Raw genomic sequence first — 25,338 nt, forward strand, 5'->3', positions numbered from 1 at the left:
CCTTAACCGCGCTCGTAAGTTTCGACACCCAAGAAGGCATCCGACCGCTCACCACCGCTGCACGATCGCTCATCCGCATCGATGAGGTGCTGACAGAGCTGGAGGCCGATAACAAGAACGTAGCCCTCTTCCGTCGGCAGTACCCGTCCTGGTGGGGGCCGATCGCTGCCTTCCCGCACGGCTGGGGTACGAATGTCTCAGGAGACGCGGCTTTCGGTCAGCAGATCCTCGATCAGATTGAAGGGTTCCGAAACTATCTCGAGGGGAAAGTCTTCCTGCTGGATGACGCTCGCGTGAAAACGCTGCGCCAGGTGCTGGCGGATGCCCGGGATGCCCTTGAGGTGGACCAAGAACTGTCTAACCCGTTGCGGGTATTCATTTCGCGGCTGCTCCACCAGATCCAGATCGCTCTCGACGACGATGCAATTGGCTCCAGCTTCGATTTCGGCGCAGCTGTGCAAGGTCTCTTCGCCGCTTTCAGAGCGGCCGGCGGCGAGAAGACGACCAAACACACCCTGTGGGAGAACCTGGTCACCAACATCCTGCCCACCGCGGCCCTGGGAGCGCTTATCGAAGGTGGCAGCGTCGCCACGCAGTTGGCATTGACCCCGGGTATCGGCCAGTAACCGACACCTACGCGCGCATCGACGTGCTGTTGATGTGTGCTTGCAGGGCCTGGCGCGCACTTGTCTCGTAGATGCGGAGACTGCGATTCGGGGAGGCCGGGAAAAGGTCTACAGATCGGTAATGCCTACAACGTCGGCCGGATCGCCTCTCTCATGAAAGAGAGTCAGTAGGGGGATTTACTCTTGTCTAGTATTGGACATAATAACTATTATCGGGGAAACCGAAATGGCTAATTCTCGAACTTTTGATCTACTCTAGCGGGGTGGGTCAGAACCGCCGCTACCAGGTCGTCGAGCACGACGTCGAGCGCGCCGGTCGAACCGCAGACCGCGCAGCTCGCCCCGTGAGCCTCACGATCGAACAAGTGAGCGCGACGGGTCGACGTGTCGATGCGCCCGCACCAGTCCCTGTCACAGCGTGGGTTCCACATCAGGTCGCTTTCGTCGAAGCGCAGCCGATCGCCTCCGAGGCGATCGCCTGGACAGCGCGCGCCGTTCTCGTGCGATGGACTCCGCGAGGGACCGTCCACCCTGTGCACGTCTGGGTCTGGGCTAACGCGGTCGAGCGCCGGTAGTCGGCGCTGAGGTGCACGTGTGCACCTCGTCGACGGCCGCTGCGCGGCCGCAGCTTCGGGATGCCCTGCGGGCACCCGTTTTCTTGCCGTGAAGCCTGCGGCATCGTACGGGCGCCGCGCCTACGCGCAAGCGGCTGCGCCGCCGGCTCCGCCGAGATTTTCGGCACGCGGTCGCTGCGCTCCCTCACATCGCGCCGAAATTCTCTCCCCCGCTGCCCTTCGGGTTGCACTCCGTCGCTCTGCCCTGCTCGGCACTTCGTGCCTTCACGGCAAGAAAACGAGAGGGGTAGAGATGAAGAGATTCAACGCACCACGAGTCTTGGTCAGCCGGGTCGCCGCGGAAGCCCTGCCGCCGGCACGGGTGAGCCGGTCGACGCGGGAGCAGACCGCCGAGAACTACGCCGCCGCACGCAGGTACTTCCAACGTCCATCCGACGTAACGATCCGTCGTGCGATCGCAGAGCGTGACGCGCCGGTGTACAGCGAGCAGTGGGAGCGCTTCAGGACGGCACCCGTCGACCCCGTGAGCGACGAGGAAATCGGCCGACTGCAGGCCGTTCTCCGTGCTCCCGCCAAGCGTCCGGTGAAGGTGTCGCGAGGCGTCATCCGGGTCGTGGGGATGAGCGAGGAGCGCGCGCTACAGATCGCGCTCGAAGCGATGGACGCCCAGCGCTGATGACGTGAGGGGGCCGCGGCCCCCTCGCACTCCCCCGATGCTCTTATCCACAGCTCGGGGCGATCCGCGCGTGGAGGTGAGCGTCCGCAGCGAAGCTGGCACCATGACCCGCCTCCTTCCGCTTGCGTTGAGCACTACGACAGACCCCCATGACGTGCCGATCCCTGGCCCCGTTGAGTACATCGACACAGACCAGATCGAACGAGTTGAGGGCGTCATCGTCGACAACAGGTGGCGCGCGTTCGTCGAGGACTGCGTGCCCACCTGTCACGCCACTGTGCACGCCACGATCGCCGGCAGGGAGCACGTGATCGTCGTTGGTCAGTTCGAGGATCTAGGCCAAGCGATCGCGGAGACGGAACGTTTCTCGCAGTGGCTAGTCGGCGTGAGCTTGCTCGATGCCGGCCCGCCGCAGTTCTACGATCCGGTCGACACGCAGACCCACCCAACTCTCCCCCGTTGAGGTCGTGACTAGGGGCAGCTCTCGCACGCCCCGCTCCCGCAGCTCGTCGACGAGGCCGGCGTCATGGACGTCTACGACCTCGAACGGGATGCCGGCAAGCCGCAGGGCCGTGCACGTGTTCGTGCATTTCCAGCATCCCTCTGCCCCGTACACCGTTGCCTGAACGCTCATCGCTCGTCATCCTCTCCGCAGTTGTCGGCCCATCAGCCGATGCATCGCCATCGGCTGATACCCGCCACCCTGCGGGCCGTGGAGGGCGGGTCAGGGGCCAGCTCTGCTGGGATTCCGCAGGAATCTGTGCAGCACCCTTGACGCGCGTGGAGCGGGACGCAACGTGCCTTCGGCTCCCCCGGCGCGCGTACGCGCTCCGCTCGAGCTGTTGACACGTACGTGTCACGAATCGGGAGGTTCGCAGACGCTAGTGCTAGCGGCGTGTCGCTAGAGCAGGGGCACCGCTAGCGCTATGGTCGGGGCATGGCGCCTCGACTCCCCCGTAACTCTCGCGTGTCCCCGGTGACCGCTGGGTGGGAGATTGAGAAGTCCAACCGTGACCGGTTCAACCAGCTCGCGGCGCACGTCGGAATGTCCGGGGGTGCGCTCTTCGACCTGATGGTCGAGAACATCGAGCTTGACCACACGGGGCGCCCGACGTGGCTACCGGCCGACCCTAACGCGGAGGACGGGGTGCTGCCTATAGACGCCGCGTAACGAGTTGAGGCCCGCCAGGGGCGGGCCTCGAAGCTCTTGCCGTATCTGTCGAAGTTTGGCGACCGGAACAGATGCAGGCGATGTGAGGAAGAACCGCTCCTAGAAGCGGGGCTTCGTTGTACCCACCCTCAGGAAAGGCCGGTATGTGCATAGGTTAGCTCACGCACGCCCTCATCGCCATAGATCGAGCGCGAGCGCCGACCGCGTGTCGCGCGAGCGACGCGGCTCGTGGTCGCTCCCCGCGCCCACAGGCGCGTACGCCGAGCTGCCGGCCTGGTGGTCCGCCGAGGCGTGGTTCGACGCTGTGATGGACGTACTGCGCACCCCGGTGGGGGAAGAGCTGCGCAAGGCTGCGCGGGTGGCGCCTGACACGCTGCTGCGCGTCGCGTACGCCGACCGCTCGTCGGCCGACCGCACCACCGGCCGCGGTGTCACGACCGCTCATGAGACAGTCGCCGCGCAGCTCGGGATGAGCTGGAAGACAGTCCAGCGAGCGCGGCATCTGCTGGAAGCGATGGGGCTGGCCGTCACCGTCGCCGAGGGCCGGTATCTGACGACCGGTGAGCGCGAGCAGGCACGCCGAGCGCACGGCAGCACGCAAGTCCGCGCAGCGTCGACGAGGGCTCTGGTGATGCCGGCCGCGGTCATGCAGGGACGCGCCCCGAAGAATCCTCAAGCTGTGGAGAATGTCCACCTACCTGTCTCTCCGTCAGGAGAGCAGGTATCTCACGTTCTAAAGTCCTCACCAACGCGCGCGCTACCGCGCGCACGGAAGGGCGCCGCTTCGCGACGCCCAGCATCGACGAGGAGCAAGGCGCCGGCGCCCGGCGCCCCGCGCGCGATCGCGGTGCAGCAGCTTGCAGCGCGGTTGCAGCATCGGATGCCGTGGCTCGTGCGAGGAGTCCACATCGGCCGGCTGTGTTCGCTCATCGAGCGGTTGCAGCTCGTGGAGCACGGCTGGACCGTGCAGCAGCTCGTCGATCGGATCGACCAAAGCGTGCGTGCCTCAGGGGTTCAAGTTGCTGATCCCGGGGACCAGCGAGACCCCCTCGCCTACCTGGCTTGGCTGCTGCGCAACGCAGTACCAGCCGACGAGCTGGCGCCCTTTGAGCGAGTCGGCCGAGAGCGTCGAGAACGGATGGCAGAAGCACTCAGCGCACGCGCTGCTGACGCAGCGCGACGCGCTCAGATCGAGGCTGAGAGTGACGCGATCGAGGCGACTATCGCCGCGATGCGTGCGCAATACCCGAGCCGACCGAAGCCGTTGCGGGTATTCGCCTGAGTATTCATCGAGAGCGAATAGGTAAACGAACCAAAATGGTTCGTTTGCCCTTGTCCTGCTGTCCCCACCACGCTAACACGCTTGCCAACCTCCCGCCCTCAACAAGTACACTTTCGGGTAGGAGGTTGGCAAGTTCTGGTGGGGACAGCAGGACAAGGGCACTTCAAATATGGGTAGTTAAAAAGATCAAAGGAAAGACAAAGATTTAAGGGAAGGAAGCGGGGCGGGGATGCAGTTGACGGCGAGGGACGAGCGCATTTTCGAGTGGTTGCGGGTGGTGCGGATCGCTGATTCTGAGGCGGTCCGCTGGGTGCTTGCGGCGACCGATGGGCGGGGCGAGCCGGTGTCGGTGCGGCGTGCTCAGCAGTGGATCGCGCGAGGCGTTGAGGCGGGGCTGATCGAGCGCGCGCGGCCGATTTTTCGGGATGGCTCGGTGATCTGGTTGACGCACGCGATGTCGGGTCGGGCGGCGCCGAATCTGTTCCGCGCGACCACGCGACACGAGGTCGCGGTGGCCGCGCTCTCGGCGCGGTTCATGGCCGCCGGGTACGCATGGGACCGCGACCGACAGCCCGCGTCGACAAGAGAGCATGCCGCCGATGGGATCGCCCGCCGTGGCGATCGCGTCGAGCGTGTCGAGGTCGAGCTGACAGCGAAGACGCTGCCGCGCTACCAGAGCATCCTTTCCGGGCATGGCCGATGGCTCACCGAGGGGGTCGATCGGGTGGTCTATGTGGGGACACCGGCAGCGATGCGCGCGGTCGCGCGTGAGGCCGACAAGTGGCTGCACCCGGCCGTGCGCGATCGTCTCGTGACGGTGCCCGCGCTCGACGAGCGCGGCCACATCGTGGGAAAGCTCGACGCCCTCTGGGCGCCGGTCGAACAGCTCGAGCAATTGACACGTACGGGTCAAGACCTCGAGGAAGAGACGAGCGCGCCGGCGCCCTCGGCGCCGACGTTGCCGACGTGGGGAGGGCGAGACTGATGAGCCAGACAAACACACAACAGAAGCCGTCGACGGACGCGGGCACGGAAGCACTGTTCGGAATCGTGCAGCTCGTGGTCATGCTCGCGCTCGTGCTGCTGTTCCTCCCGCTCGCGATCCCGCTGCTTGCGGCCTCGCTCACCGGCAACCGGGTCGCGCGCCGGCAGTGGTTCTGGGTGACTCACAAGTGGCACCCCGTCGTGAACGTCGTTGCCGTGCTGGTGGTCGTGGTCGTGCTCGCGGCCGAAGGCCTCGCGCTCACACGCTGGATCGCCAGCGGCGAGGCTCGCGCGTTCGTGCAGCTCGACGGGTGGCCGCTCGCGCTGCTGTCGAGCTGGTGGCCGCTGCTGCTGCTGAATTTCCTGCTCGGGCTGCTGCTGCTCCCGGTGGCATGGTCGTGGCGCCGCCGGCAGATCGCGGAGCTGGTGCGGACAAGGAAGATCCCCGATGTGCTCACGCAGGAGCACATCGAGAGCGCCCGCAAGCGGGCGGCCGATATCGTCACCGCCCGCAAGCTCGGGCTGCACTTGGACGCCCGTACGGGGAGCCTCCGCCCCCGCGCCGGCGGGACGCCGATCGTCGCACCGCACGCGGTGCCCGGCCTCCGCCCCAAGGCCGGCGGAGGCCGGGAGCGGGTGACCCTGCAGGGTGTCGGCATGATCCAGCGGCCGACCATCCGCACGATTGGGGACCGGATGCAGGACACCCGGCGGGTGCCGGATTGGACCGACGACGCCGGCACCTTCGTGGTGCTGCCCGAAGCTGCCGGCGCGATTCGCGTGCTCCAGCTCGCGGAGAGCGGATCAGGTAAGACCGTGCTGATGCACGGCGCCATCCTCGCGATCCTCGATCGCGGCTGGCCGGTGTTCTTCATCGACGCGAAAGGCGACCCCGAGGACGCCGACAAGCTCGCCGCGACGGCCGCGGCGCGCGGCTACACGGTGCGGGTCGGTGAACCGTGGAACCTGTTCACCGGCACCGCTGCACAGATCACGTCGAAACTCATGCGGACGCTGCCGACGTCAACCGGCGATGGCCAGTTCTACAACGACGAGGTGCAGTCGGCGCTGGGCGCCATCCAGGCGCACGCACCGCTGACCGGGATGCGCGACCTGTTCGGCCGGCTCGCGGAGCCGGCCGCGCACGTGCGCGACCAGGCGCAGCTCGACATGCTCGCCGCATCCGTCGACAGGGCCGGCACCCGACGCGCTGATCGGGTGCGGGATCGGCTGCTGCTGGCCCTCGGCCCGCTAGAGCCGCACCTGGCCGCGTCCGGGTGGAGCTTTGAGGACCGCAGCGCGGACCTCACCATCGTGCCCCTCTCCCCCGCCGACCGCGCACAGGCGACCGTAGGCGACCTGATGTTGGTCGACCTCCGCCGCTGGATGAGCGCGCGGCTCGCGCGGCGGGAGAAGTCGCCGGCCGTCGTGTTCGTCGACGAGTTCGCGCAGCTCGTCACCGCCGACAGCGACCCCGGCGACACGGCCGCGTCGATGTTCGAGACGGCACGCTCCGCCGGCCTCGGTCTGTGGCTGGCGGCGCAGTCGGTCGCTGGCCTCTCACAGGACGAGGCGCAGCGGCGCCGCGCTCTGTCGAGCGGGGCCGCGCTCATCTTCGGACGGTCGAAAGACCCCGAGGACGTCGTGGCGTTCGCCGGCACCGTGATGCGGCTCGAAGCATCCGGTGCGGCCACCGGCGAGGAGCTGCGATCGGCGCGAGCACAGCACACCTATGTGATCCCGCCTGATGACGTCAGGAGGGCCGCGGTCGGGCAGTTCTGGGTGGTGCAGGGTGGCGCGATCGCGCCGTTCCGGGCGCTGCCCTCCCCCACGCCACCCGTACCTGTCGACGACAAGTCGGCGCCAGTGGCAACGGCGGAAGACCCGCCTGCCGGCGACGTCGACGAGGAACCCACCGAGAGCTGAGCCAGCCCCCGCGGGACCGGGCGGGCGCACGCGCCCGAAGGCGACGTCCGCTCCGCGGCCGCAGTCTGGGGCCCTACGGGCACCCGTCTTTTTGCCGTAAAGCCTTCGGCAGCATACGGTCGGTCCGGCTCCGTTCAAGCGGCTGCGCCGCCGGCTCCCCCGAGACTTTCGGCACGCGGTCGCAAGCTCCCTTATTTCGCGCCGAAACTCTCTCCCCCACCGCCCTCCGGGTTGCACTTCGCCCGACCTCCCTAGCGGCGACAAGTCGCCTTCACGGCAAAAAAACGTGGAGGGGGAAGGGATGAGAACGATGAGTGCAACAGCCGCAGGCCGGGTCACCGTGTTCACCCGTGAGGGATGCGTGCAGTGTGGGGCGACGTTCCGCGCCCTGGATGACCGAGGGATCGACTATCGCGTCGTCGACGTCGACGAGCTGCGCGCCGAGGCGGCAGACGAGCTGCGGGCGATGGGATTTCTGCAGCTCCCCGTGGTGAAAGTCGACGGCATGGCGGCATGGTCGGGGTTCCGCCCCGACCTCATCGGCACGATTCAGGCGGTGGCCGCGTGAGCGCGACCGTGGCGGCGCCGCTCGTGGCCGCGATCGAAGACGCCTGGGCGGCGATCCGAGAACGGCACGAGGACGTGCCCGAGGTCGTCGTGACCATCGGCAGCGGCAGCGACGCCAAGGGCATGAAGCTGGGCCATTTCGCCGCCCAGCGGTGGGTGCGCGGGGAAGACGAGCTGCACGAGCTTTTCGTGGGTGGGGAGGGCCTAGCCGCGGGCGCGGCATCCGTGCTCGCGACCCTGCTGCACGAAGCGGCCCACGCGGCCGCGCAGGTGCGGGGAATCAAGGACACCAGCCGACAGGGCCGGTACCACAACCAGCGATTCAAGAGCATCGCGGAGAGCTTCGGGCTCGCGATCGAGCACGATGACCGGATCGGGTGGAGCCTCACCGCGCTCCCCCAGTCCACCGAAGCCGGATACGCCGAGACCGTCGCGATGCTGCACCAGGCCATCACCGCTCACCGACGCGCCGAGGCGGTCACTGTCGGAGGGGGCCGGAAGAGTAACAACAACGGCGCGGCCGCGGAATGCGACTGCGGCCGCAAGATTCGGGCATCCCTCACCGTCTTCGACGCGGGCCCCATCATCTGCGGAATCTGCGGCGGCGAATTTATCGCAGATGTATAGAGCGCGCTTGACATTGCATGTATAGAGCGGGGTATACTAGACTCATGAAGGATGCGAAGCGGAGTCAGGTCGAGCGGTTCCTGAAAGACCAGGGATACCAGGTCGACCGCGACCGCGGTCGCCACACCTGGTGGAAGAAGGACGGCGCCCGGTCGATCCCGCTCCCCCGCCACGCGGTGATCTCGGCAGGAGTGCTCAGGAGCATCGAGAAAGTCGTCGGGCACGTGCCCGACGAATGGAAGTGAGGAAAGAAATGAACCGGGACACCCACACCGTTCAGGTCACCCGCGAAGGCGGCTGGTGGATCATCGACGCGCCGAGCGTCGATTACCGGACCCAGGCGCGCACCCTCGCGGAGGTCGACGAAATGGCCCGCGACCTCATCGCCGGCGCTCTCGACGTCGCGCCCGAGGCGATCGCGCTTGACGTGCAGATCATCAAACCCGAAGACGTCGCGGAACTGCTCGACGAGGCCGCTGGCCTCGACCAAGAAGCTGCCAACACCCAAGCCCGTGCCGCGTTCGAACGTCGCGCGGCCGCGCGCGCGCTGCGCGACGGGCACGGCCTCTCAGCGATCGACACCGCCCGCGTGCTCGGAGTCACCCGTGCCCGCGTCTACCAACTGCTGGATGAGAAAGCCAGCGCATGAGCCACGAGGAGAAGGACCTATGACCAGCCGCACCGCTACCGCCGTCGTCGTGAAGGCCTCGAAGCTGACGCATGACGGCGAGGAAATCACGACCTACTACGGTCCGTTCCTCCCCCACGTCGGATCGGCCACGACGTCATTCCTCGATCAGCTCGAACGCGAACTCGAAGAGTCTGGCCGGTACAAGCACTGGGATACGACGGTCGAAAGCGTGTTCATCGCTGACGACGAGTCAGACTGCGCGGTCCGCGCCACTCGGTAATCAGCCACCGAAAGACTTTCTAGCTAGCTGGCGTTCTTTCTTTCTAGAACGAACGCCAGCTAGCTAGACAGATAGATAGAGAGCTAGAATGAAGACCATGCAGACCGTGATGGTGTACAGCGAGGCCGGCGGCGTCAGCAAGACGACCGCGGCCGTCTCAGTCGCGATGACGTCGGCCGAGGCCGGCTATCGCACCGTCCTCATTGACCTCGACCCGCGCGCAGCCTCGACAAAGTGGACCCGCACGGAGCCTGTGGGGGAGGGGCTGCACATCGGCGCGATCCTCGGCGCGAAGGAAGAGCCCACCGGATGGGCGGAAGACCTCGCCGTGCGGAGCGCGTGGCACGAGCTGTTGCGCGTCATCCCGTCCGCTCGCGACCTGAGCAACCGGGAGAGCGAGCGCGACGACTACGCCGAGCTGCGCCTCAAGGCATCGCTCGTCGACCTGCAAGCCGACGTCGTGGTTATCGACTGCGCGAACCGGCAGGGTGGACCGCTCACCCTCTCCGCCCTGCACGCCTCAGATCGCGTGCTGTACGCCGCTACGGCGTCCGATTCGGGCGTCGATGGGGTGATGGGCGCCCAGCGCACTGTCGAGGCGTTCAGGCGCAGCATGGCGCGTCTGGGCGCTGCCGCAACGATCGACGAGGCCGGCGTGACGATGACGCGCGACGGGACAGGCTTCCTTTCCTACGCGGAGCAGGACGCCATCGACCAGGTGCGCGAGCTGGTGCCGCTCATCGAACCCATCGTTCCGCACCTGGCGATCGTGCCCGAGGTGCGGATGGCGGGGCAGTGGTACGGCACGTACCGCAAGGGCGCAGCCGTGCGCGAGGCGTATACCGAAGTGATGCGAAAGGTGATCCGATGAGCACGAACCAGGCAGACCGTCCCCCCCGCACTCGACCGCGACCTGCTGCCGATGCCGGGGTAGACCCGATCGACTACAAGCCAACGCCCGTCGCTGCCGACGAGCGCAAGGCCGCGACGACGCCGGTCGCCGCGGCGGCGGCCGCGCCGGTAGCGGCCGGGGGAGTAGAGGTCACTGTGCAGCTCTCTACACGTATCAGCCCCGACGTGAACGACGTGCTCACCCAGGCCAACCAGCGCACCGGGAAGAAAAAGCGGGCACTGATCGAAGAGGCGATCCTGCGCACGTGGGGGAATGTTTGACGCGTACGTGTCAAAGCGCCGGACGGGCCTAGGGCGTGTCTGACAAAGGTTGGGGGATGGCGGCTGAGAGCCTGGATGTGTGTCGCGGTTCCAGTTGCTCTCTGATGCCCAGTGGTCGTTGATCGAGTCGATGCTGCCGAAGCCGACGGGGCGCCCGGGACGGAGGTTCTCGGATGCGAGATCGATGCTCGAGGGCATCATCTATCGGTATCGGTGCGGGCTCGCGTGGCGTGATCTGCCCGAGGTTTTCGGGCCCTGGCAAACGGTGTGGACGTGGCATCACCGTCTCGCCACGGAGGGGACTTGGGACACGATCGTGTCCATGCTGATCGCGCAGGCCGACGCCGAAGGCCTGGTGGACTGGTCCGTGTCGGTGGACTCTACGATCGCCCGCGCGCACCAGCACGCGACGAACACGACGCGCCCCACAGGGGGATGGATCGAACTACACGAATCCGAACGTCGAGCCGCCTGATCACAGCATCGGCCGCTCCAGAGGCGGCTTGTCTACGAAGGTCCATCAGCTCGTCGACGGCAACGGGCTCCCGCTGGTCACAGTGATCACGCCCGGCCAGGCCGGCGATTCGCCGATGCTAATCCCGATGCTCGAGCAGCTGCGCGTGGCGCGCGATATCGGCCGGCCCCGCACCCGCCCGGATGTCGTCCGAGGCGACAAGGCATACTCGTCCCGCGCGATCCGCTCGCACCTGCGCGGCCGCGGGATCAAAGCCGTCATCCCGGAACCGCGTGACCAACAGGGCCACCGCAAGCGGCGCGGATCACGCGGGGGCAGACCCGTCGGACTCGACGCCGAGGACTACAGGAACCGCAACGTGATCGAGCGCCGGTTCTGCCACACCAAGCAATGGCGAGGGCTCGCCACCCGCTACGACAAGCACGCGGTCACCTACCGCGCAGCCGTCCTCATCCACGCCGCGATCAGCTGGATTCGAACACTTGCCGCGTAACACTCACAGATGCTGCCTTCTCGACCCGGTGGCTGATGAAGAGAGGGATCGCTGAGACGAGGAGCACCGCAGCACCGATCCAACCACTGGCGTCCCGCAGCGTCGGGACGACGAAAATCGCTGCCGCGCCGACTGCGACAAGGACACCGGCCAGGACGCCATACAGGCGCATCCCGTAAAGCGAGATGAATGTGAGGTAGTGAGCGCCCACGATGATGAGCGAGGCCGGGAAGAACAATGAGGGCGCGAGGATGCCGAGCGCGATCGCCACGAGCAGCCCGAGCGGCACGGTGAACGCGCTCTGCATAGCGAGCGCGTTGGAGGGGTGCTGCCTGGGCAAAAATGCTGGTCCTCCCATGGCCTTCAACACGAGGGCGGATAGCGGAAAGATCAGCATTCCCCCGATGAACAGCACGACCATCGCCGCAGCAGCAGACCCCCACTGGTAAACGGCCGCCGCCGTCACCCAGACCAGCGCAGAGACAAGCGGCCCTGAAAAACCGCCGCGATAGACACGGCGGACATCCTGCTGCGCTTCCTTCACATCCATGGGCTCATCCTCCCAGAAACTGCGCGTTCGCCCCTTTGTCAGACACGCCCTAGCCGAGTAGCCAGCTCACAAAGGCCAGCAGTTCGGTTGTCGTGCGCTCACGGTTCACTGTGTACCGAGGATGGCGCCCAGAACGGTCCTCAGCAGGCACGGTGGCAGTCACGTAGCCGCGTTCCTCTAGCTCGGAGAGCGCGTCGATCGTGGTGGTGATCGCCAGACCGGTCGCCCGGGTGATTTCAGCGCGTGACGCGGACGGCGCGCCCAAGAGAAACCGCAGGCAGACTAGCCGCGACTCGTTCTGAATGACCCGATGAGCGCTGAGAGCTTCCCCCGTGAGGTCGGGAATCCGCGTGCGTCGAGGCATGCCGCCCATTCTGCCAGCCCAGCGAATCAGACCGAGAACTAGCCAAAAGTCGCAAACTGCTAACGGATTATCCGTTAGCGTTGTGTGTAGAACAATCGGCGGTGCATGTCCGCACCGCGAGTTACGATTGGGCGACACGCAGGGGGTGCGGATGAGTAACATCGATGGTCAGTTCAGCTTCCGAGGCGCGGCACGCGCTCAGGGATACGTGGAGGAAGACACCGCGGCCGTGTCCGCGAAAGACATTCCACGCGTCCCCCAAAAGGTGGACAACGCGGATAACGCGGAAGTGTCGACCTCGGAGCAACGTTTAGCTGAGTTCCAGACCAGGGAACCCGATCCTGAAGAGTCGAAGGCATCAGAGCCGCCCCCAGTCGTGAGCGAGCCTGCTACGGCACCCGGGGCGCCTGTGGCGCCGCAGGGTATCCCCAGCGTCGACCTCCGCGACGGCCGGCGTGAGACGGCGGAGAAGGCTTCGCACGGCTGGCGCGGAGTGATGCGCAACATGGGCTTCAACATGAAGCCCAGCGCAGCCGAAATTCGCGCTGCCGAGCTGGGGAGCGCGCGATCGCTCATTCGTCTCTCACAATGGCAGCGCAGCGTCGGCGTGCTGGTAGCAAACCCCAAAGGGGGAGTCGGAAAGACACCCCTCGCTCTGGCGATCGGTGGATGCTTCGCAAGCATCCGCGGGGGCGGGGCGGTGGTCGTCGAGGTGGCAGACGACGCCGGCGCCCTATCCGTCCGCGCCGAGGGCCGCGCCCCTGTCGGAGTCGCAGAACTGCTGCGCGACGTCGACGAGATTCGCGGCGCCGGCCACCTGGCCGGCTACGTCTCTCAGCAGACGAGCTACGCCGCGGTGATCGGTACCGTGGGCGACCGCGCAGCGCTCACGGGCGCTGACGTGCACCGCATCACGCACAAGCTCGACGAGTTCTATCCCGTGCGGGTGATGGACACCGGCAATCAGCCCAGCTCGAGCGCGTTTCACGGCGCGCTCGACTTCACAGACGTGCTCGTGATCCCCGTGCTCGATGCGCTCGACGCGCTGCAAGGGGCAATGCAGCTGCTCCGCCACCTGCACCAGCTCGGCGGCCAGGCTCAATACCTCGCGCAGAACGCCATCGTCGTGCGCACCCACGACGGGCGACCCGAAGACGGGGAGATAAGCGCCTACGCGGACGAGCTGATCGCACAAGCCGGCATCCGCGCGGTCTATCACGTCCCCGTCGACCGGCACATTGCCGAGCGCACCACCCTCAGCTACGGGCAGCTCGCACCCGCGACCACCGACGCAATCACCAGGCTCACGGCGGGCATCGTCGCTCAGCTCAACACCGAACTACGAAAGGCACAGTGACATGGAAAACCCGCTCGACGGCATCATTCCCGACTTCACCATCTTCGGCGCCGAATTCACCCAGCTCTGGCAGAAGCTGCTCGGAGGCGTGTGGGGTATCGCGATCGTCGTGGTGATCGTGTTTCTCATCATGGGCTTCGTGAAAATCGCCCAGAACGGCGAGACGAACCCCCAGGCCGTGGCCGAGGGCAAGAAGCAGGTGCTTTGGTCCGGCATCGGCCTCGGCTGCCTGGTCGCCCTCGCCGTCATCGTCGGCGCCATCATCGCGATCTTCGCCTGATGATGAACACCCAGCCCGCATCCTCCCGGCGTCGGCTCTGGCTCTGGCTGGCCGCAGCCGCAGCCGTCGCTGTCGTCGTGGCAGGCGTCGTCGGGCTGGGCATGATCTACGGCCCGCGCGACGACCCGGCTCCCCAGCCAGGGACCACCACGCGCGCCCCTTCAACTCCGTCGACGCCCGCCACATCCGCACCCCCTGCGGCGGCGGGCGTCGACGGCTGCCTCGGCGGAGACTCGCGCAGCCCGCAGGCTGTGCTCGACGCCCAAGCCGCCGCGCCGCACACGCCCGAGGGTGCAGTGTCTTTCGCCATCACATTCTCTAGATGGCTCGCTCAAAAGCCGGCGGTACCAGCGGATGAAGTTGCCGTTATCGATGGCACGGCGTCGCTGGCGCCCAATCTCGCATCCTCAGCGGCGTCGGCCGCGGAGTTCGAGGCCACGCAGTTCTACTTGACGAGTCTCAACGGCTATTACCGGATCAACACCTTCGACAGCGACCGGGTGGAGCTGACGCTCATGCTCCCGCTCGTGGTGGGCGGTGCGATCGATCCCACTCTGAATTTCATGCCCTCTTATGCCGTGGTGTGGACCGACGCCGGCTGGGCGATCGACGACGGTGTCGACGTCGAGGACGCCAACACCCTGCGCACGACGGGCGTAGCGATCAAGGGTGGCTGCTGACCATGCTGAGGGCGGACCTCCCCAGCATCCCCGACATCATCGGCGGGGCAGTCGATGCGGTTGGCGGTGTGGTCAATTTCTGGTCTGATCCGTTCGGGAACATGTATAAGGCCGGCCGCGAAGCCGTTAACGGGCTGAGCAACGACGTCATCCCTGCTATCACCGGGTCGACGCTGCCAGACCTCACGCTGCCGTCGTTTCTCAGCGCCTATCGAGTGTCGTTCGCGCTGAGCATGCTGCTCGCGGTCGTGCTGCTCATCTTCCAGTTCGTGCGCGTCGCGCGCGGGCGGATGAGCGGGCAAGACCTCTTCGAGTCGATCGGCCTCTATTTCCCCGGCTTCATCATCGGTATCAGCTTCGGGCCCGCGATCGGCATCCTGCTCGTGGAATTTGTCAGGGCGCTCACGCGCAGCATCATCGACTGGGCGTACGGCGGGACCATCGACCAGATGGTCGCGACGTTCTCGAACATCGCCGTCGACGACCCAACAAAGATTGCCGGCGGCGCATACGTCGGTTTCATGGTCGTGTGGGCGATGGCGATCGGCATGCTCATCATCCCGCTCATCTTCGTGTTTCAGCTCGTGGTGCAGTACTTCGCCGGCATCCTCATCCCGCTCGCCGTCGTGTGGGTCGTCGACCACGCACGCCGCGGCGGCGGGATCGGCGCCGTGCAGTTCTGGGTGGGGATGCTCTTCGTCCAGCCGCTGCTCTTTCTCATGCTGGGGTTCGCGTTCCGCCTCAACATCGACGCGGTGGGGCAGTGGGGCAACGACGGGTTCAAGAACCTCGTCGGATTGCTGATCGCGGTCATCGCGATATTCCTCGCAGTGTTCGCGCCGTTCGTGCTGATCGCGTGGGGAAAGAAGCACCTGGCGGGCGCGCCCGCCTCGGATGGAGTACCCACACGGCCGCTCGGGCCCAGCTCGCCCTCGCAGGCCCGCCCGACACCCGCTCGCACCACCCCGCCCCCGCGCGGCTCGCAGTCGGTCAGGGCATCCGCGACACCGGAGAACGCACGTGGGGCGATGGCGAGCAAGATCGGCGCTCAGAGCGCGGGAGGCCGCGGCGCGGCCGCAGGGAAGGCGACCGCAGGGGCCGGTACGAAAGCCGCCGGCGTCGGCTCGAAGGCCGCGGGCGCCGCCACGGCCGGCGCCGTCGTCGCGGCCAAGGGTGCCGCGACCGCTACACGCAAAGCGAGCGAGACTGCACACACGAGCGTTACACCGCCGCCTGTGCAGGGGAAGGAACGGCCACAGTGAGCGACGGGCAGCAGGAGCGTGGAGTGTTCATCCTCGGCGGCGAGGGGAGCCACCGAGGGTTCTGGGGCAGCAAGAACAAGTCCCGCGGGTGGGGGACTGTCGCCATCATCGCGGTCGGCATGGTGTTCACGCCCGCGTTCGGGTGGGTCGCGATCGTCGCCGCCGCGCTCGGCGTCGGTTTGCTGATCATACTCACTAGCGGCACCCACAACGGCAGCATTCTCGAGCGCCGGCGCCGGCAGCGCCGGTACCGTGCGGCGCAGCGGTCGCACGCCGACGAATACATTCCGTACGACGCGGACAGGGCAGCGCTGCTGACCACCGCGCTCTCACAGACGCGCAAGAGCAAGGAGAAGGCCGATCACCGAGCCCGCATCGAGTGGGCGCGTGAGCTGGCAGCTATGCGCGCGAACCCGGACGGATGCGACGGGATGGGGTGGTTGCAGTCCGGGCGTGGAGTACCCGGCATCGCCTGGCACGGCCCGGTCGGTGAAGAACCGTATCTCAGCGTGGCTTTCTCGGTGAGCGGACAGCTCCGCGGGATGGAATCGCCTGAGAACGTCGTGCGAGGCGCCGAAGCGTTCGGCGCATTCCTCGCGAGCAAGGCAGCGCCGTCGTCGCTGCTGCGCGTCGTGCAGCCCCTCACGCGCGTTCTGCCGGCCGACACGGCCCTGCAGGAGTTCTGGGTACTCAACAACATCGACCCGGCCGCGCCGGACTGGGCGAAGGCCTCCTACGAGGAAGTGCTGATCGAGTCATCCCGCGGGGCGATGGTGCAGCGTCACTACGTCGTCGGCCGCTGGCCGCTCACCTCTCGTTTCGTGCAGCACGCGCGGAAATACGGCGCCGGCCGTGACGGGTGGCGCAAGCTCATGGCATCCGAGATTGAGTCGTTCCGTCGCGGACTACTCGACTCCCGCAATGCCTGGGCGGAACCACTCACCGCACGCGGCACCACCGCCGTGATTCGCCACATGCAGAACCCCTCACGCCCGCTCGACCTGGTGCGAGACGTCAGGCCCACCAATACGGGCGAGCGATCGCGCGGAGGCGAGTACTCTGCGCACGTCGTCGAGGGCATCGACCCCGAATCGGGGCACCCCGTCGAGTGGTGGCACCGCACGGCCGCGATCCGCGCGGATCATCTGACCGTCGCGCAGCGGCGCCCGCTGTGGCTGCTCGATTTGCTCGTGGGCCGTGAGCTCGACGTGATCCGCACCGTTACCTTCCACATTGAGCTCGTGCCGGCCACCGAGGCGCGGCACGCGGCACGACGCGACCTGGTGTCGGATATGTCCACCGAGATCTCCGAGACAGCCGGCGGGAAGATTCCGCTCGACGAGGGCAGCGTGCGGGTCGCGGCCGCGCAGCGACGCCGCAACGATCTGGCCGAGGGAAGCGGGCACCACGGCACGAACTGGGTCGGCTACGTGACCATCACCGCCGAGAGCCGCGACCAGCTCGCCCAGGCGAGCCGCGAGCTGGCCGAGCTGTGCGCGAACGAGGTGGGCATCCAACAGCTCGAATGGCTCGACTCGTACCAGCCCGCAGCGAGCGGCAATACGTGGCCGATCGGCCGCGGCATCCGTCCTCACGTGCCGAGCTTCGGCGCCCGCGCCATGCGGGCGCTGGCCGGCGGGGGAGACAAGGAGGCGATCGCGTGAGCGACACCACAGCACCGCGCCGGTCCCGGCGCGGCCGCAAGAACATCGAACCCGCCGAGGTCGCCGCTGACGAGGTCATCGACACCACAGCCGGCGAAGTATCGCCCTACGAGCTACCCGGCCCACAGCGGCGCGTGAAGGCGCGCCCAGCGGCGCGTGGCCACTACGCGCCCCTGATCGAAGGGGCCCCGTCGACGACGCGGCAGGCGTCCGTCCTGAACACGGCTCTCATCGGGCCGGTCACCGGCACCGCCGGCGTCGCCAACGGCCGCGACCTTCTCTCCCACTCGCTCATCACGCACGACCCGGTGACGGCCTACAACTCGACTCCGCGTCTGATTTCCAGCCCGAACAGCATCGTGTGTGGCGGCGTGGGCGGGGGTAAGTCGAGCTTCGTGAAGACGGTCTACGTCATCCGTCCGCTCGTGATCCGTTACCGCCGTGCGGTGATCTTCGACAAGAAGCCCCGCGGCAGCGAAGGCGAGTACGCCGAGCTGGTGAGGGAGTGGGGCCAGGGCGAGCCAATCCGCTTCACCACGGACGGCTCGGGGTCGAGGCTGAATCTGCTGGACCCGCTGATCGTGTCTCAGATCGGCGCCGCCGGCACCTATCGGCTGCTGCACGCGATCGTGCGTATCGCGCGCGACGGCGCCCGCATCGACGACTGGGAAGAGAAGGCAGCGCGGTCAGCGCTGAAGAAAGCCCTCGCCGCGCACGAGGGCCGGCGCGCTCCGACTCTCGCTGATCTTCTCCCGCTGCTGGGCACCGTGGATGACAGCGACCTCACCGAGCAGGCGCGGGACCGGCTGCACCAGGCCGGCCTCGGCGTCCGGTTCACCCTCGAAGGGCTGCTCGACGAGTACGGCGGACTGCTCGACGGCGACACCAGCGAAAACGTCGGCCTCACCGGCAAGCTCACCAGCTTCGATATCTCTCAGCTCCCCAGCGAAGGCCCGTCGTCGCACGTGGTCCGCGCGATCGGGAACCAGTGGATGCTCGGCCGGCTGCGCACCGATCCCGGCTGGCAGACCACGTGCATCAACGAGGAAGGCTGGGACATGGTGGAGGGGCCCGCTGCGCACCTCCTGAAATCGAACCAGAAGCTCTCCCGCGGCCTCGGACTGAATAACGTGTTCGTGTTCCACAAGGGCCTCGATATCCCCGCTGACTCGCCCGGACGCACCGTCATCAGCGAAGCGCAGAGCATCTACGTGTTCCGGCAGGACCGCAAGGAGGATGCCGACTGGGCGGTGCGCACGTTCGGGTTCGACCCGTCGACCGCCGACGTGCTGCAAACCCTCGCGCCCGGTCAGTTCGTTTTCAAGTACGGCAGTGTGCCCGAAACCCACGTCGAGCACGTGCGTTCCTCGATCGAGGTTGGACTGACCGACACCGACGAGGGGATGCGAGGGGACCACCGCAGGGCCGACGCATGAAACTCGTTGCCGGCGCAGTCGTCGCTCTGCTCGTCGTCCTCTTCGGAGTGACATTCGTGCTGGCTTCGGTGCAGCGCGCGGACGCGCACGGCATGTGCCTGGCCGACACGAGCGCGCTCCCGGCCGACGTCGCCGGCTACAAAGGCGAGCAGCTCGTGCACGCGGCTGCGATCGTCCGGGCAGGTATCGACGTCGGCGTCGACCAGCACGGCCAAGTCCTCGCGGTGATGACCGCGATGGGCGAATCTAGCCTCCGCAACGTCACATACGGCGACTGGGAAACCTCTGGGGTCACCAACCCGAACGGCACCCGCACCACCAGCATCGGCCTGTTCCAGCAGCAGGAATCGTGGGGGAGCGTCCAGGACCGGATGGACCCGAGCCGCGCGGCCGCACTGTTCTACGACCGACTCATCCAGGTTCCCGGCTGGCAGACGATGGCTGCCACCCTCGCGATCCACGCCGTGCAGATCAACGCCAACCCCCAGCACTACGCACGCTACGAGAACGACGCGACCGCGATCGTCACCACGCTCACCACGAGCTGCGCAGCTGGCTCAGGGGAGTGGATCGTGCCTGCCCGCGGAAAGGTCACCGACACGTTCGGGACGTGCGACATCGATCGTCCCGGTGGGGAGTGCCACAAAGGCACGGACCTGGCCGATGGCACGTGTGGCGGCCCTGTCTGGGCCGCAAGCGCCGGCACCGTCCGGTCGGCCGGCGTGCAGCCCTACCGAGGCAACGCCGTCTGGATCGACCACGGCGGCGGGATCGTCACCGGGTACTTCCACATGGAAGCAGGTCTGCTCGTGAAAGCGGGCGACGTCGTGACCGCCGGCCAGCAGATCGGCGAGATGAGCAACACCGGCTACTCCCGCGGCTGCCACCTGCACTTCCAGATCGAGAAGGATGGCAAGCCCATCAACCCCGAACCGTTTATGCAAGCCGCCGGCGCCCCGCTGCCTCACTGATAGGAGAACGACATATGTTCATCACCCTCACCGCTCGCAACGACGGCAAGCGGGAAATCATTAACGCTGATCGCATCAAGCACGCGTGGATTGACCCTAATCCAGGAGACGACGACCATTACACCGCGGTTCACAGCGAACTTATGCTGCGGATCGTATTCGTGGGGGACAGCACCACCTACCGGTACGTGCCCGTCGACGAGCACGGTGAACCTCAGTCGGGGGAGACAGATCCTGCCAAAGCCACCCGCGCTTTCGAGCGCTATCTTTCCGCCGCGGCGCAGTGACCGTGAACACTTACACGCGTGACGCGCCGGCGGGGGTGACCGCATATGACTCTTCGGTCGATTATGCGGCCGAGGATCCTTCGCGGCTCTCCCGGTTCAACATTTCCGGCGACATTGGTGGGTATGACGCGCTCGATCGCGTCGACTACGACGACGGTTCCCAGTGGCGAGTGAGCATTCTCGACGGCGTTGTTTACGCGGTGCTCCGCCGCTATCCGGGCGCCAATAAGTACACGTTCACCGGCCCGCTGTGGGAGATCGCGACAATTCCAGCCGGGTATCAGGTAGGGCATTGGCCGATCAACAACGTGATCGCTGACTTCTTCTTCACGATAGAGCAGCGCTACAGGGGCCAACCGGCAGCGTTACTCGACGTCGTGAAAGACGTCCAGCGCTGGGCCGCGGAGCTGCCGGCCCAGGGAGAAAACCGTGCTTAGCATCTTCGCTCCACAGCCGGCGCCCGACGGATCTGTCACGCATCGATGAACCGGGTGGGCACATCTACGTTCGCCCTTGTGCTTGGCGTGAGAGGAAAGGCATGCGCGAACAGGTGACTCCGTCAGACGACCGTTACGGATCGAACGAAAGCGTTGTCGCGGCGGTGGAAGAGCTGGCGAAGCGGTGCCGAGAGGCGCGAGCACGGTTGGGTATTTCGCAGGAGGAGGTAGCGGCTCGAGCAGGCGTGACGATCGCCACTTACGGCTGTATCGAGCGGGGGAGAAGCATCTCGGGCGCGCTGGTCAACCCGACGATGGATACTCTCGTTCGCGTCCTCGAGGTAGTAGGTCTCGAGGCGCCGCTCAGAGCACGCGATACCGGCGAATCGCTGTGATGTCCAGCTAATACGTTGCCTTGCCGCTGAGTCGGATGTTCTTCACTGTGGGAATGCGAGGACGGCTAGTCATAGGCAGCCGATCTTCTTCTCATAGCAAAGGACGGTATAGCTGATGAACTGGAAGTTTCGCCGGGGCCACGTCGGGATCGGTGCCACCATCGGCACCGCCGTCGTCGTGGCTGCCTTACTGGGCGCCACCACACCCGCGTTCGCGGCAGTGGACACTCCGCCCGCCCCAGCCGCAACTGACGGGCTAGAAGGGCTCAGCGACGAAGAAGTCGCTCTCTATCAGTCAGACGATCTAAAACGGATCGAGATAGACGCATTCAGCGGCGCCGTCGAATCTGTTGAGCCGCTTACAGCCAAGCAGCTCACGCAAGCTCTGGGGGAGGCGAACGACCTCTCGACCGGACCCGCCGCTGCGGGATCATCGGCGCGGTCCGTTGCGACGGGCTGCACCTCTACCTCGCCCTGCTGGTACGGCGTGGGCCCCGTGTATGACTACTCATTCACGCTCGGCACTACGAACGGAACCTGGGGTAACCGCGGCGACTTCTTCACAGGAAACTACTACGCGAAGCTGTGCTGGCTGGACCCGCTTGTTTCTCCTCCGCTTCTCCCAAAGACGTACTGCATGCCCGAACGCAACGGAAAAAACGCGGTGATCGCGCTCGGCACCACTGTCACCGGAAAACAGGTCAACCTGTCTACCACCAGGTGAAGCCTCGGCCCAACTCAGACGAGAAAAGCCATCCAAGCCGTGAAGGCGAGAAATAGCGCCACGGCAACCCCCCCGATCGCGACGCCAACTGCAGTAACTAGACGGAGTCCGATCCGCTTGCGAAGCACTACGACGAGCACTGCCCAGACAAAAGCCAGTGCGCCGCCGATCGGGACGAGCGCACTGCCCCAAGCCCAGCGTGCCTCTTCAAGGGCAGTGGCCCCGTATGGCGGGAACTCGCCACTCAATGAAGACTGCAGGGCACTGCCCACCGTGAGGGCAGCGATTGCAACAAGAAGGAACAGTCCGAAAACGACCCGAGTTCGCGCCGACACGGAGGTTAGAGCCTGCTGTGACTGAGTCATGTCAGAAATATACCCGCCGCGTCGGTCACGTTCCTGGGTCAGGAATGATGTGCGCCTGAAGGCGCGCACGAAAGGAAACTAATGAAACACCAGAAAAAGCTCCTCGCCGCGGCGGCGGGCAGTGCCCTCATCCTCTGCCTATCGATCTCCGCGCCAGCTTGGGCGGCAAGTGAACCTGAGCCGGGCGACGCTCTCGAACTCCTCCTGGCCGCAGAGCCTGAGTTCGCTGACAACATCGCCCTCACCACCGCAGACTCGACCCAGCTACAAGGCGTCGAAGTGAGCGTCAAAGATGCCACGATCAGCTTGGACTCCGCCGATGGCGGTTTTTCGGTTGAAGCCCCGGAGGCAACTCAGAGTTCTTCAGTGACACCCGTCCTGTTGGAGAACGCCGAGGCGCTCTTCGCCATCCAGCTCGACGCACCGGATGCGCCGACTAGATACGACTTCCCCGTGGACTTGCCAGAGGGTGGAACCTACGAATTTCTCGAGAACGGCGGGCTTGTCTTCCTCAACGAAACGGGTGACTACATCGGAGGTGTCGCGCCGCCCTGGGCAAAGGATGTGAACGGCATTGACGTGCCGACCTGGTTCACATACGACAACCAGACGCTCACACAGCATGTTGATACGGGAGGTTTGGTCGCGGCCGATTTTCCGGTGATTGCTGACCCCTATATGGGGAAGTGGCTCATCAGCGCTGCTTGGGTTACATACGAACAATCTGACCCCAGCCGATACAAGATCAACGCGACTCCGACGCAATACGGCAGAGATCTCGGTAGTCAGGGCGGTCAGGCATATTTCTCTTACCACCTGGCTGACTTGAAGTCTCGATTGGGATCGAATGCCTCGAAGATCAATGACACCATCACCAACCAGTTCTTCTGCCACGTCGCTTACAACAAGCAGGGTGGCGGCGATACGTACAACCTGGAGTCGTGGACGCCGAGCCACGGATGGAACTCGCCAGTGATGCTCCTCGCTCGCTGCAACCCCTCCTAAGCCCGGGTACCGATGATCCCCCTCTCGCGGCACCGAATGTGAGCTGCGAGAGGGGGATACGTTTGCCGGGGGTGTGGTACCAGCCCGGTCGCGGCTCAAGTGCTTCGCGGCTGGGCTATCACTCGCGCCATCGTTTGGTGAGACAGATTCTTTGAAATCGCATGAGATGAGTTGCGGCACCCGCATCGCGAGCGCTCACTGTGCAATCGGCGGTAACGGTATGTCGCATCACGCGTCGCACTGAGGCATCGAATCGGCATGTCGCAGCGGAGCGTCGCATTATCTGGTGCCAAACCGCAACTGGCAATGCCAGCTTTCTGGAATGGTCGGATCATGGTATCTGGCATGATGTGCGTATGACCACCGAATCCGTAGCCGCCGATCCTGCAGAGACCCGGGCTGACATCACCCGCCTCTCCGCGCGCGGCTACGCCCAGATTCGCCACATCTTCGTGCAGCTTCCGGATGAGGACAAGCCGCGCGCGTCCGTCGTCGCCAAGATGCTCACGGAGCGGAAGCACCGAGCTCTCCTTCTCTACCTGCTGCTCCTGACCGCGTGGCCGTGGCTCCACGATCGTCGCGAACCGCTCGAGGCGGATATCTGGGTGCGCGCGCTGACCGCGTCCGTCGGCCCGACCTGGTCCGCATCGACCCTCTCACGCGCATGGTCCGATCTCGCGGAGATGGGACTCGTCACCAAGAAGCGTGAAGGGCGTCTGCTCCGCGTCACCCCCCGCCGAGAAGACGGGGGCGCCGACTACGAGTTCCCTGGCGGCCGCGCAGACCGGTGGAACGCCTACTTCGCGCTGCCGGACGAGTTCTGGAACGAAGCGCTATTCGCCCAGCTGTCGCTGCCCGCCCTCGTGATGATGCTCGTCATTGCGAAGGAAACCAACTACAAGCGTGAGGTCTGGCTGGGCTACGAGGCCGTCGGTGACTGGTACGGCATCAAACCGAAATCGGCGCAAAAGGGTCTTACTGAGCTGGTTGATCGTGGCATTGTCCACCGCCGGATCGAGAGGAAGAAGGCACCACTGGCGCCCGGAGGCGAAACGGTACGCATGTGGTACTCGCTTACAGGCACCTACGGACACGAGGCGCGCAGTGCGCTGCAAGAGCGTGCGAGGAAGGCCACACGAAAACGCGTGAAGGCTCAGACCGTCAAGTTCGCGGCCGCGAACGCCCAAACGGGAGAATCATGACCGGCTCGGCGACTACATACCGGGGCTTCGTCGACGAGTCAACAGCGATGAGGTCAGCGTCTCATCAGGAATACCTGATCGGGGCGGCCTTGTTGCCCGTGGATCAAATCGACGAAGTGCGAGAACAACTCACCCCTCTGCTGCTACCCGGCCAGATTAAGCTCCATTGGACTGACGAGCAACCCGCTCGGCGCCGGCAGATCGTGGACAAGATCTGTGCTCTCGGCTCGATCAACATCGTCATCACGCATCTCGACGAACCGCGCCGTAAGACCGAGCGCTTCCGCCGGAAGTGCCTCGAGGAGCTCTACCACGAGATGGTGTCGATGGAGATCTTCGACCTCACGCTCGAAGCGCGAACGGGTCCGCAAGACCGAAACGACGTCGCACACCTCGTTGCGCTTCGAAGCCAGGGCATCGATCCTCGGATGCGCATCGATCACTGCCGCGGTGGTGATGAACCCCTGCTATGGATCCCGGACATCGTGCTCGGGGCAATCAACGCGGCACACGTCGGAGAAGCGAGACACCTGGAGGCGCTGTCGGAATCGCTCATCATCCATCGACGAACGGCGGACTCACTCCTTCTCGCGAGCGCAAGCGAAAGGCCCTAGATCCAGTCGTCCGGCTGGGGTTCTAAGGCCTTCTTCCTTACCCGTCGCAACGGGAGGCAATCTCAATCATACGCAAACCACTACCCACCAGGCAACACCGGACACCATGGGACAACACGGGATACCGACGAGCACTTGGCAGGCGGCAATCGTAGTGGCCCGCTTTTAGGATCACGATATGACGAACCCCGCCACCACACTTCTGACGCTCTACAGTGAGCTGCGCGATCGTCTCAACGCCAACCATGGCGCCTTAACC

The 25,338-nt window shown here is 65.7% G+C and carries 33 protein-coding genes; 29 read left to right on the forward strand and 4 right to left on the reverse strand.

From position 1 onward, the window contains the following. The 3 genes from G3N18_RS11705 to G3N18_RS11715 all read left to right on the forward strand — a co-directional run. Positions 1 to 626, forward strand: a 626-nt coding sequence (locus G3N18_RS11705) for a hypothetical protein (protein ID WP_196384467.1), incomplete at its 5' end; no start/stop codon positions are given. Positions 627 to 1,493: 867 nt separating this feature from the next. Continuing rightward, the gene (locus tag G3N18_RS11710) at positions 1,494 to 1,877 is read left to right on the forward strand and encodes a hypothetical protein (RefSeq protein WP_196384468.1); all 384 of its coding nucleotides are present in this window, start codon (positions 1,494 to 1,496) and stop codon (positions 1,875 to 1,877) included. 103 nt (positions 1,878 to 1,980) lie between these two features. After that, positions 1,981 to 2,340 carry a hypothetical protein gene (locus G3N18_RS11715; RefSeq protein WP_196384498.1) on the forward strand — a complete coding sequence of 120 codons (360 nt, stop codon included), beginning with the start codon at positions 1,981 to 1,983 and terminating at the stop codon, positions 2,338 to 2,340. Here the strand turns inward: G3N18_RS11715 and G3N18_RS11720 are convergent. After that, the gene (locus tag G3N18_RS11720) at positions 2,254 to 2,511 is read right to left on the reverse strand and encodes a glutaredoxin domain-containing protein (RefSeq protein ID WP_196384469.1); all 258 of its coding nucleotides are present in this window, start codon (positions 2,509 to 2,511) and stop codon (positions 2,254 to 2,256) included. The two genes, G3N18_RS11715 and G3N18_RS11720, sit on opposite strands and share 87 nt — an antisense overlap. Before the next feature lie 342 nt (positions 2,512 to 2,853). On the opposite strand from G3N18_RS11720, the gene G3N18_RS11725 reads away from it, so the two are divergent. The 12 genes from G3N18_RS11725 to G3N18_RS11780 all read left to right on the forward strand — a co-directional run bounded on the left by G3N18_RS11725 (position 2,854) and on the right by G3N18_RS11780 (position 11,486). Continuing rightward, positions 2,854 to 3,048, forward strand: coding sequence for a hypothetical protein (locus G3N18_RS11725; protein ID WP_196384470.1), 195 nt, complete (start codon positions 2,854 to 2,856; stop codon positions 3,046 to 3,048). 307 nt (positions 3,049 to 3,355) lie between these two features. Then, on the forward strand, positions 3,356 to 4,330 hold the full coding sequence (locus G3N18_RS16185; protein WP_230404147.1) for a hypothetical protein: 975 nt from the start codon (positions 3,356 to 3,358) through the stop codon (positions 4,328 to 4,330). Positions 4,331 to 4,763: 433 nt separating this feature from the next. Next, on the forward strand, positions 4,764 to 5,315 hold the full coding sequence (locus G3N18_RS11735) for a hypothetical protein (protein WP_230404148.1): 552 nt from the start codon (positions 4,764 to 4,766) through the stop codon (positions 5,313 to 5,315). Then, complete coding sequence (locus G3N18_RS11740) at positions 5,315 to 7,240, forward strand: type IV secretory system conjugative DNA transfer family protein (protein ID WP_230404149.1); 1,926 nt, start codon at positions 5,315 to 5,317, stop codon at positions 7,238 to 7,240. The genes G3N18_RS11735 and G3N18_RS11740 overlap by 1 nt, the downstream gene beginning before the upstream one ends. A gap of 310 nt (positions 7,241 to 7,550) precedes the next feature. After that, positions 7,551 to 7,808 (forward strand): glutaredoxin domain-containing protein, encoded by a 258-nt coding sequence (locus tag G3N18_RS11745; RefSeq protein WP_196384472.1) that lies wholly within the window; start codon positions 7,551 to 7,553, stop codon positions 7,806 to 7,808. Continuing rightward, on the forward strand, positions 7,805 to 8,434 hold the full coding sequence (locus tag G3N18_RS11750) for a hypothetical protein (RefSeq protein ID WP_196384473.1): 630 nt from the start codon (positions 7,805 to 7,807) through the stop codon (positions 8,432 to 8,434). The genes G3N18_RS11745 and G3N18_RS11750 overlap by 4 nt, the downstream gene beginning before the upstream one ends. A gap of 44 nt (positions 8,435 to 8,478) precedes the next feature. Continuing rightward, positions 8,479 to 8,679 carry a type II toxin-antitoxin system HicA family toxin gene (locus tag G3N18_RS11755; RefSeq protein WP_196384474.1) on the forward strand — a complete coding sequence of 67 codons (201 nt, stop codon included), beginning with the start codon at positions 8,479 to 8,481 and terminating at the stop codon, positions 8,677 to 8,679. A gap of 8 nt (positions 8,680 to 8,687) precedes the next feature. Continuing rightward, positions 8,688 to 9,083, forward strand: a complete 396-nt coding sequence (locus tag G3N18_RS11760; RefSeq protein ID WP_196384475.1) for a hypothetical protein — start codon at positions 8,688 to 8,690, stop codon at positions 9,081 to 9,083. A gap of 19 nt (positions 9,084 to 9,102) precedes the next feature. Then, positions 9,103 to 9,345, forward strand: a complete 243-nt coding sequence (locus tag G3N18_RS11765; protein WP_196384476.1) for a hypothetical protein — start codon at positions 9,103 to 9,105, stop codon at positions 9,343 to 9,345. A gap of 88 nt (positions 9,346 to 9,433) precedes the next feature. After that, positions 9,434 to 10,216, forward strand: coding sequence for a ParA family protein (locus tag G3N18_RS11770; RefSeq protein ID WP_230404150.1), 783 nt, complete (start codon positions 9,434 to 9,436; stop codon positions 10,214 to 10,216). Continuing rightward, complete coding sequence (locus tag G3N18_RS11775) at positions 10,213 to 10,518, forward strand: hypothetical protein (protein ID WP_196384478.1); 306 nt, start codon at positions 10,213 to 10,215, stop codon at positions 10,516 to 10,518. Before G3N18_RS11770 ends, G3N18_RS11775 begins: the two co-directional genes overlap by 4 nt. Before the next feature lie 79 nt (positions 10,519 to 10,597). Beyond that, positions 10,598 to 11,486 (forward strand): IS5 family transposase gene (locus tag G3N18_RS11780; RefSeq protein ID WP_196384479.1). Its coding sequence is split into 2 segments (ribosomal slippage): positions 10,598 to 10,954 and positions 10,956 to 11,486, totalling 888 coding nucleotides; the frame shifts between segments, so codons are not numbered across the junction. Here the strand turns inward: G3N18_RS11780 and G3N18_RS11785 are convergent. Together G3N18_RS11785 and G3N18_RS11790 are read right to left on the reverse strand one after the other, a co-directional pair. Beyond that, positions 11,458 to 12,036 (reverse strand): DUF7010 family protein, encoded by a 579-nt coding sequence (locus G3N18_RS11785; RefSeq protein WP_196384480.1) that lies wholly within the window; start codon positions 12,034 to 12,036, stop codon positions 11,458 to 11,460. The genes G3N18_RS11780 and G3N18_RS11785 overlap by 29 nt on opposite strands. 49 nt (positions 12,037 to 12,085) lie before the next feature. After that, a complete protein-coding gene (locus tag G3N18_RS11790) occupies positions 12,086 to 12,400 on the reverse strand; it encodes a MarR family transcriptional regulator (protein WP_196384481.1) in 315 nt (104 codons plus the stop codon). 151 nt (positions 12,401 to 12,551) lie between these two features. Between G3N18_RS11790 and G3N18_RS11795 the strand changes: the two genes are divergently transcribed. The 11 genes from G3N18_RS11795 (at position 12,552) to G3N18_RS11845 (ending at position 21,893) form a co-directional block, all read left to right on the forward strand. Beyond that, complete coding sequence (locus G3N18_RS11795) at positions 12,552 to 13,757, forward strand: MinD/ParA family ATP-binding protein (RefSeq protein ID WP_196384482.1); 1,206 nt, start codon at positions 12,552 to 12,554, stop codon at positions 13,755 to 13,757. 1 nt (position 13,758) lies between these two features. After that, a complete protein-coding gene (locus G3N18_RS11800; RefSeq protein WP_196384483.1) occupies positions 13,759 to 14,037 on the forward strand; it encodes a hypothetical protein in 279 nt (92 codons plus the stop codon). After that, positions 14,037 to 14,717: a hypothetical protein gene (locus tag G3N18_RS11805; RefSeq protein ID WP_230404151.1), complete on the forward strand. Its 681-nt coding sequence runs from the start codon at positions 14,037 to 14,039 to the stop codon at positions 14,715 to 14,717. The genes G3N18_RS11800 and G3N18_RS11805 overlap by 1 nt, the downstream gene beginning before the upstream one ends. 2 nt (positions 14,718 to 14,719) lie before the next feature. Then, the gene (locus G3N18_RS11810; protein WP_196384484.1) at positions 14,720 to 15,979 is read left to right on the forward strand and encodes a hypothetical protein; all 1,260 of its coding nucleotides are present in this window, start codon (positions 14,720 to 14,722) and stop codon (positions 15,977 to 15,979) included. Further along, positions 15,976 to 17,643, forward strand: coding sequence for an SCO6880 family protein (locus tag G3N18_RS11815; protein WP_196384485.1), 1,668 nt, complete (start codon positions 15,976 to 15,978; stop codon positions 17,641 to 17,643). Before G3N18_RS11810 ends, G3N18_RS11815 begins: the two co-directional genes overlap by 4 nt. Further along, the gene (locus G3N18_RS11820; protein ID WP_196384486.1) at positions 17,640 to 19,079 is read left to right on the forward strand and encodes an ATP/GTP-binding protein; all 1,440 of its coding nucleotides are present in this window, start codon (positions 17,640 to 17,642) and stop codon (positions 19,077 to 19,079) included. Before G3N18_RS11815 ends, G3N18_RS11820 begins: the two co-directional genes overlap by 4 nt. Further along, complete coding sequence (locus tag G3N18_RS11825; protein ID WP_196384487.1) at positions 19,076 to 20,050, forward strand: M23 family metallopeptidase; 975 nt, start codon at positions 19,076 to 19,078, stop codon at positions 20,048 to 20,050. Before G3N18_RS11820 ends, G3N18_RS11825 begins: the two co-directional genes overlap by 4 nt. 14 nt (positions 20,051 to 20,064) lie before the next feature. Beyond that, positions 20,065 to 20,337, forward strand: a complete 273-nt coding sequence (locus G3N18_RS11830; protein WP_196384488.1) for a hypothetical protein — start codon at positions 20,065 to 20,067, stop codon at positions 20,335 to 20,337. Between the two features lie 2 nt (positions 20,338 to 20,339). Further along, positions 20,340 to 20,774: a hypothetical protein gene (locus G3N18_RS11835; protein WP_196384489.1), complete on the forward strand. Its 435-nt coding sequence runs from the start codon at positions 20,340 to 20,342 to the stop codon at positions 20,772 to 20,774. 101 nt (positions 20,775 to 20,875) lie between these two features. Beyond that, on the forward strand, positions 20,876 to 21,169 hold the full coding sequence (locus G3N18_RS11840) for a helix-turn-helix transcriptional regulator (RefSeq protein ID WP_196384490.1): 294 nt from the start codon (positions 20,876 to 20,878) through the stop codon (positions 21,167 to 21,169). A 115-nt stretch (positions 21,170 to 21,284) separates the two neighbouring features. After that, complete coding sequence (locus G3N18_RS11845; protein WP_196384491.1) at positions 21,285 to 21,893, forward strand: hypothetical protein; 609 nt, start codon at positions 21,285 to 21,287, stop codon at positions 21,891 to 21,893. A gap of 14 nt (positions 21,894 to 21,907) precedes the next feature. Here the strand turns inward: G3N18_RS11845 and G3N18_RS11850 are convergent, their stop codons facing one another. Then, on the reverse strand, positions 21,908 to 22,258 hold the full coding sequence (locus G3N18_RS11850) for a hypothetical protein (RefSeq protein ID WP_196384492.1): 351 nt from the start codon (positions 22,256 to 22,258) through the stop codon (positions 21,908 to 21,910). Between the two features lie 81 nt (positions 22,259 to 22,339). On the opposite strand from G3N18_RS11850, the gene G3N18_RS11855 reads away from it, so the two are divergent. From G3N18_RS11855 to G3N18_RS11865, 3 genes are all read left to right on the forward strand, one after another. Then, on the forward strand, positions 22,340 to 23,263 hold the full coding sequence (locus tag G3N18_RS11855) for a DUF2599 domain-containing protein (RefSeq protein ID WP_196384493.1): 924 nt from the start codon (positions 22,340 to 22,342) through the stop codon (positions 23,261 to 23,263). Positions 23,264 to 23,619: 356 nt separating this feature from the next. Further along, the gene (locus G3N18_RS11860) at positions 23,620 to 24,465 is read left to right on the forward strand and encodes an ArsR family transcriptional regulator (protein ID WP_196384494.1); all 846 of its coding nucleotides are present in this window, start codon (positions 23,620 to 23,622) and stop codon (positions 24,463 to 24,465) included. Next, positions 24,462 to 25,079 (forward strand): hypothetical protein, encoded by a 618-nt coding sequence (locus G3N18_RS11865; RefSeq protein WP_196384495.1) that lies wholly within the window; start codon positions 24,462 to 24,464, stop codon positions 25,077 to 25,079. Before G3N18_RS11860 ends, G3N18_RS11865 begins: the two co-directional genes overlap by 4 nt. Positions 25,080 to 25,338: the final 259 nt, after the last annotated feature.

Source organism: Microbacterium paulum (assembly GCF_015707995.1).
Taxonomy (GTDB): Bacteria; Actinomycetota; Actinomycetes; order Actinomycetales; family Microbacteriaceae; genus Microbacterium; species Microbacterium paulum.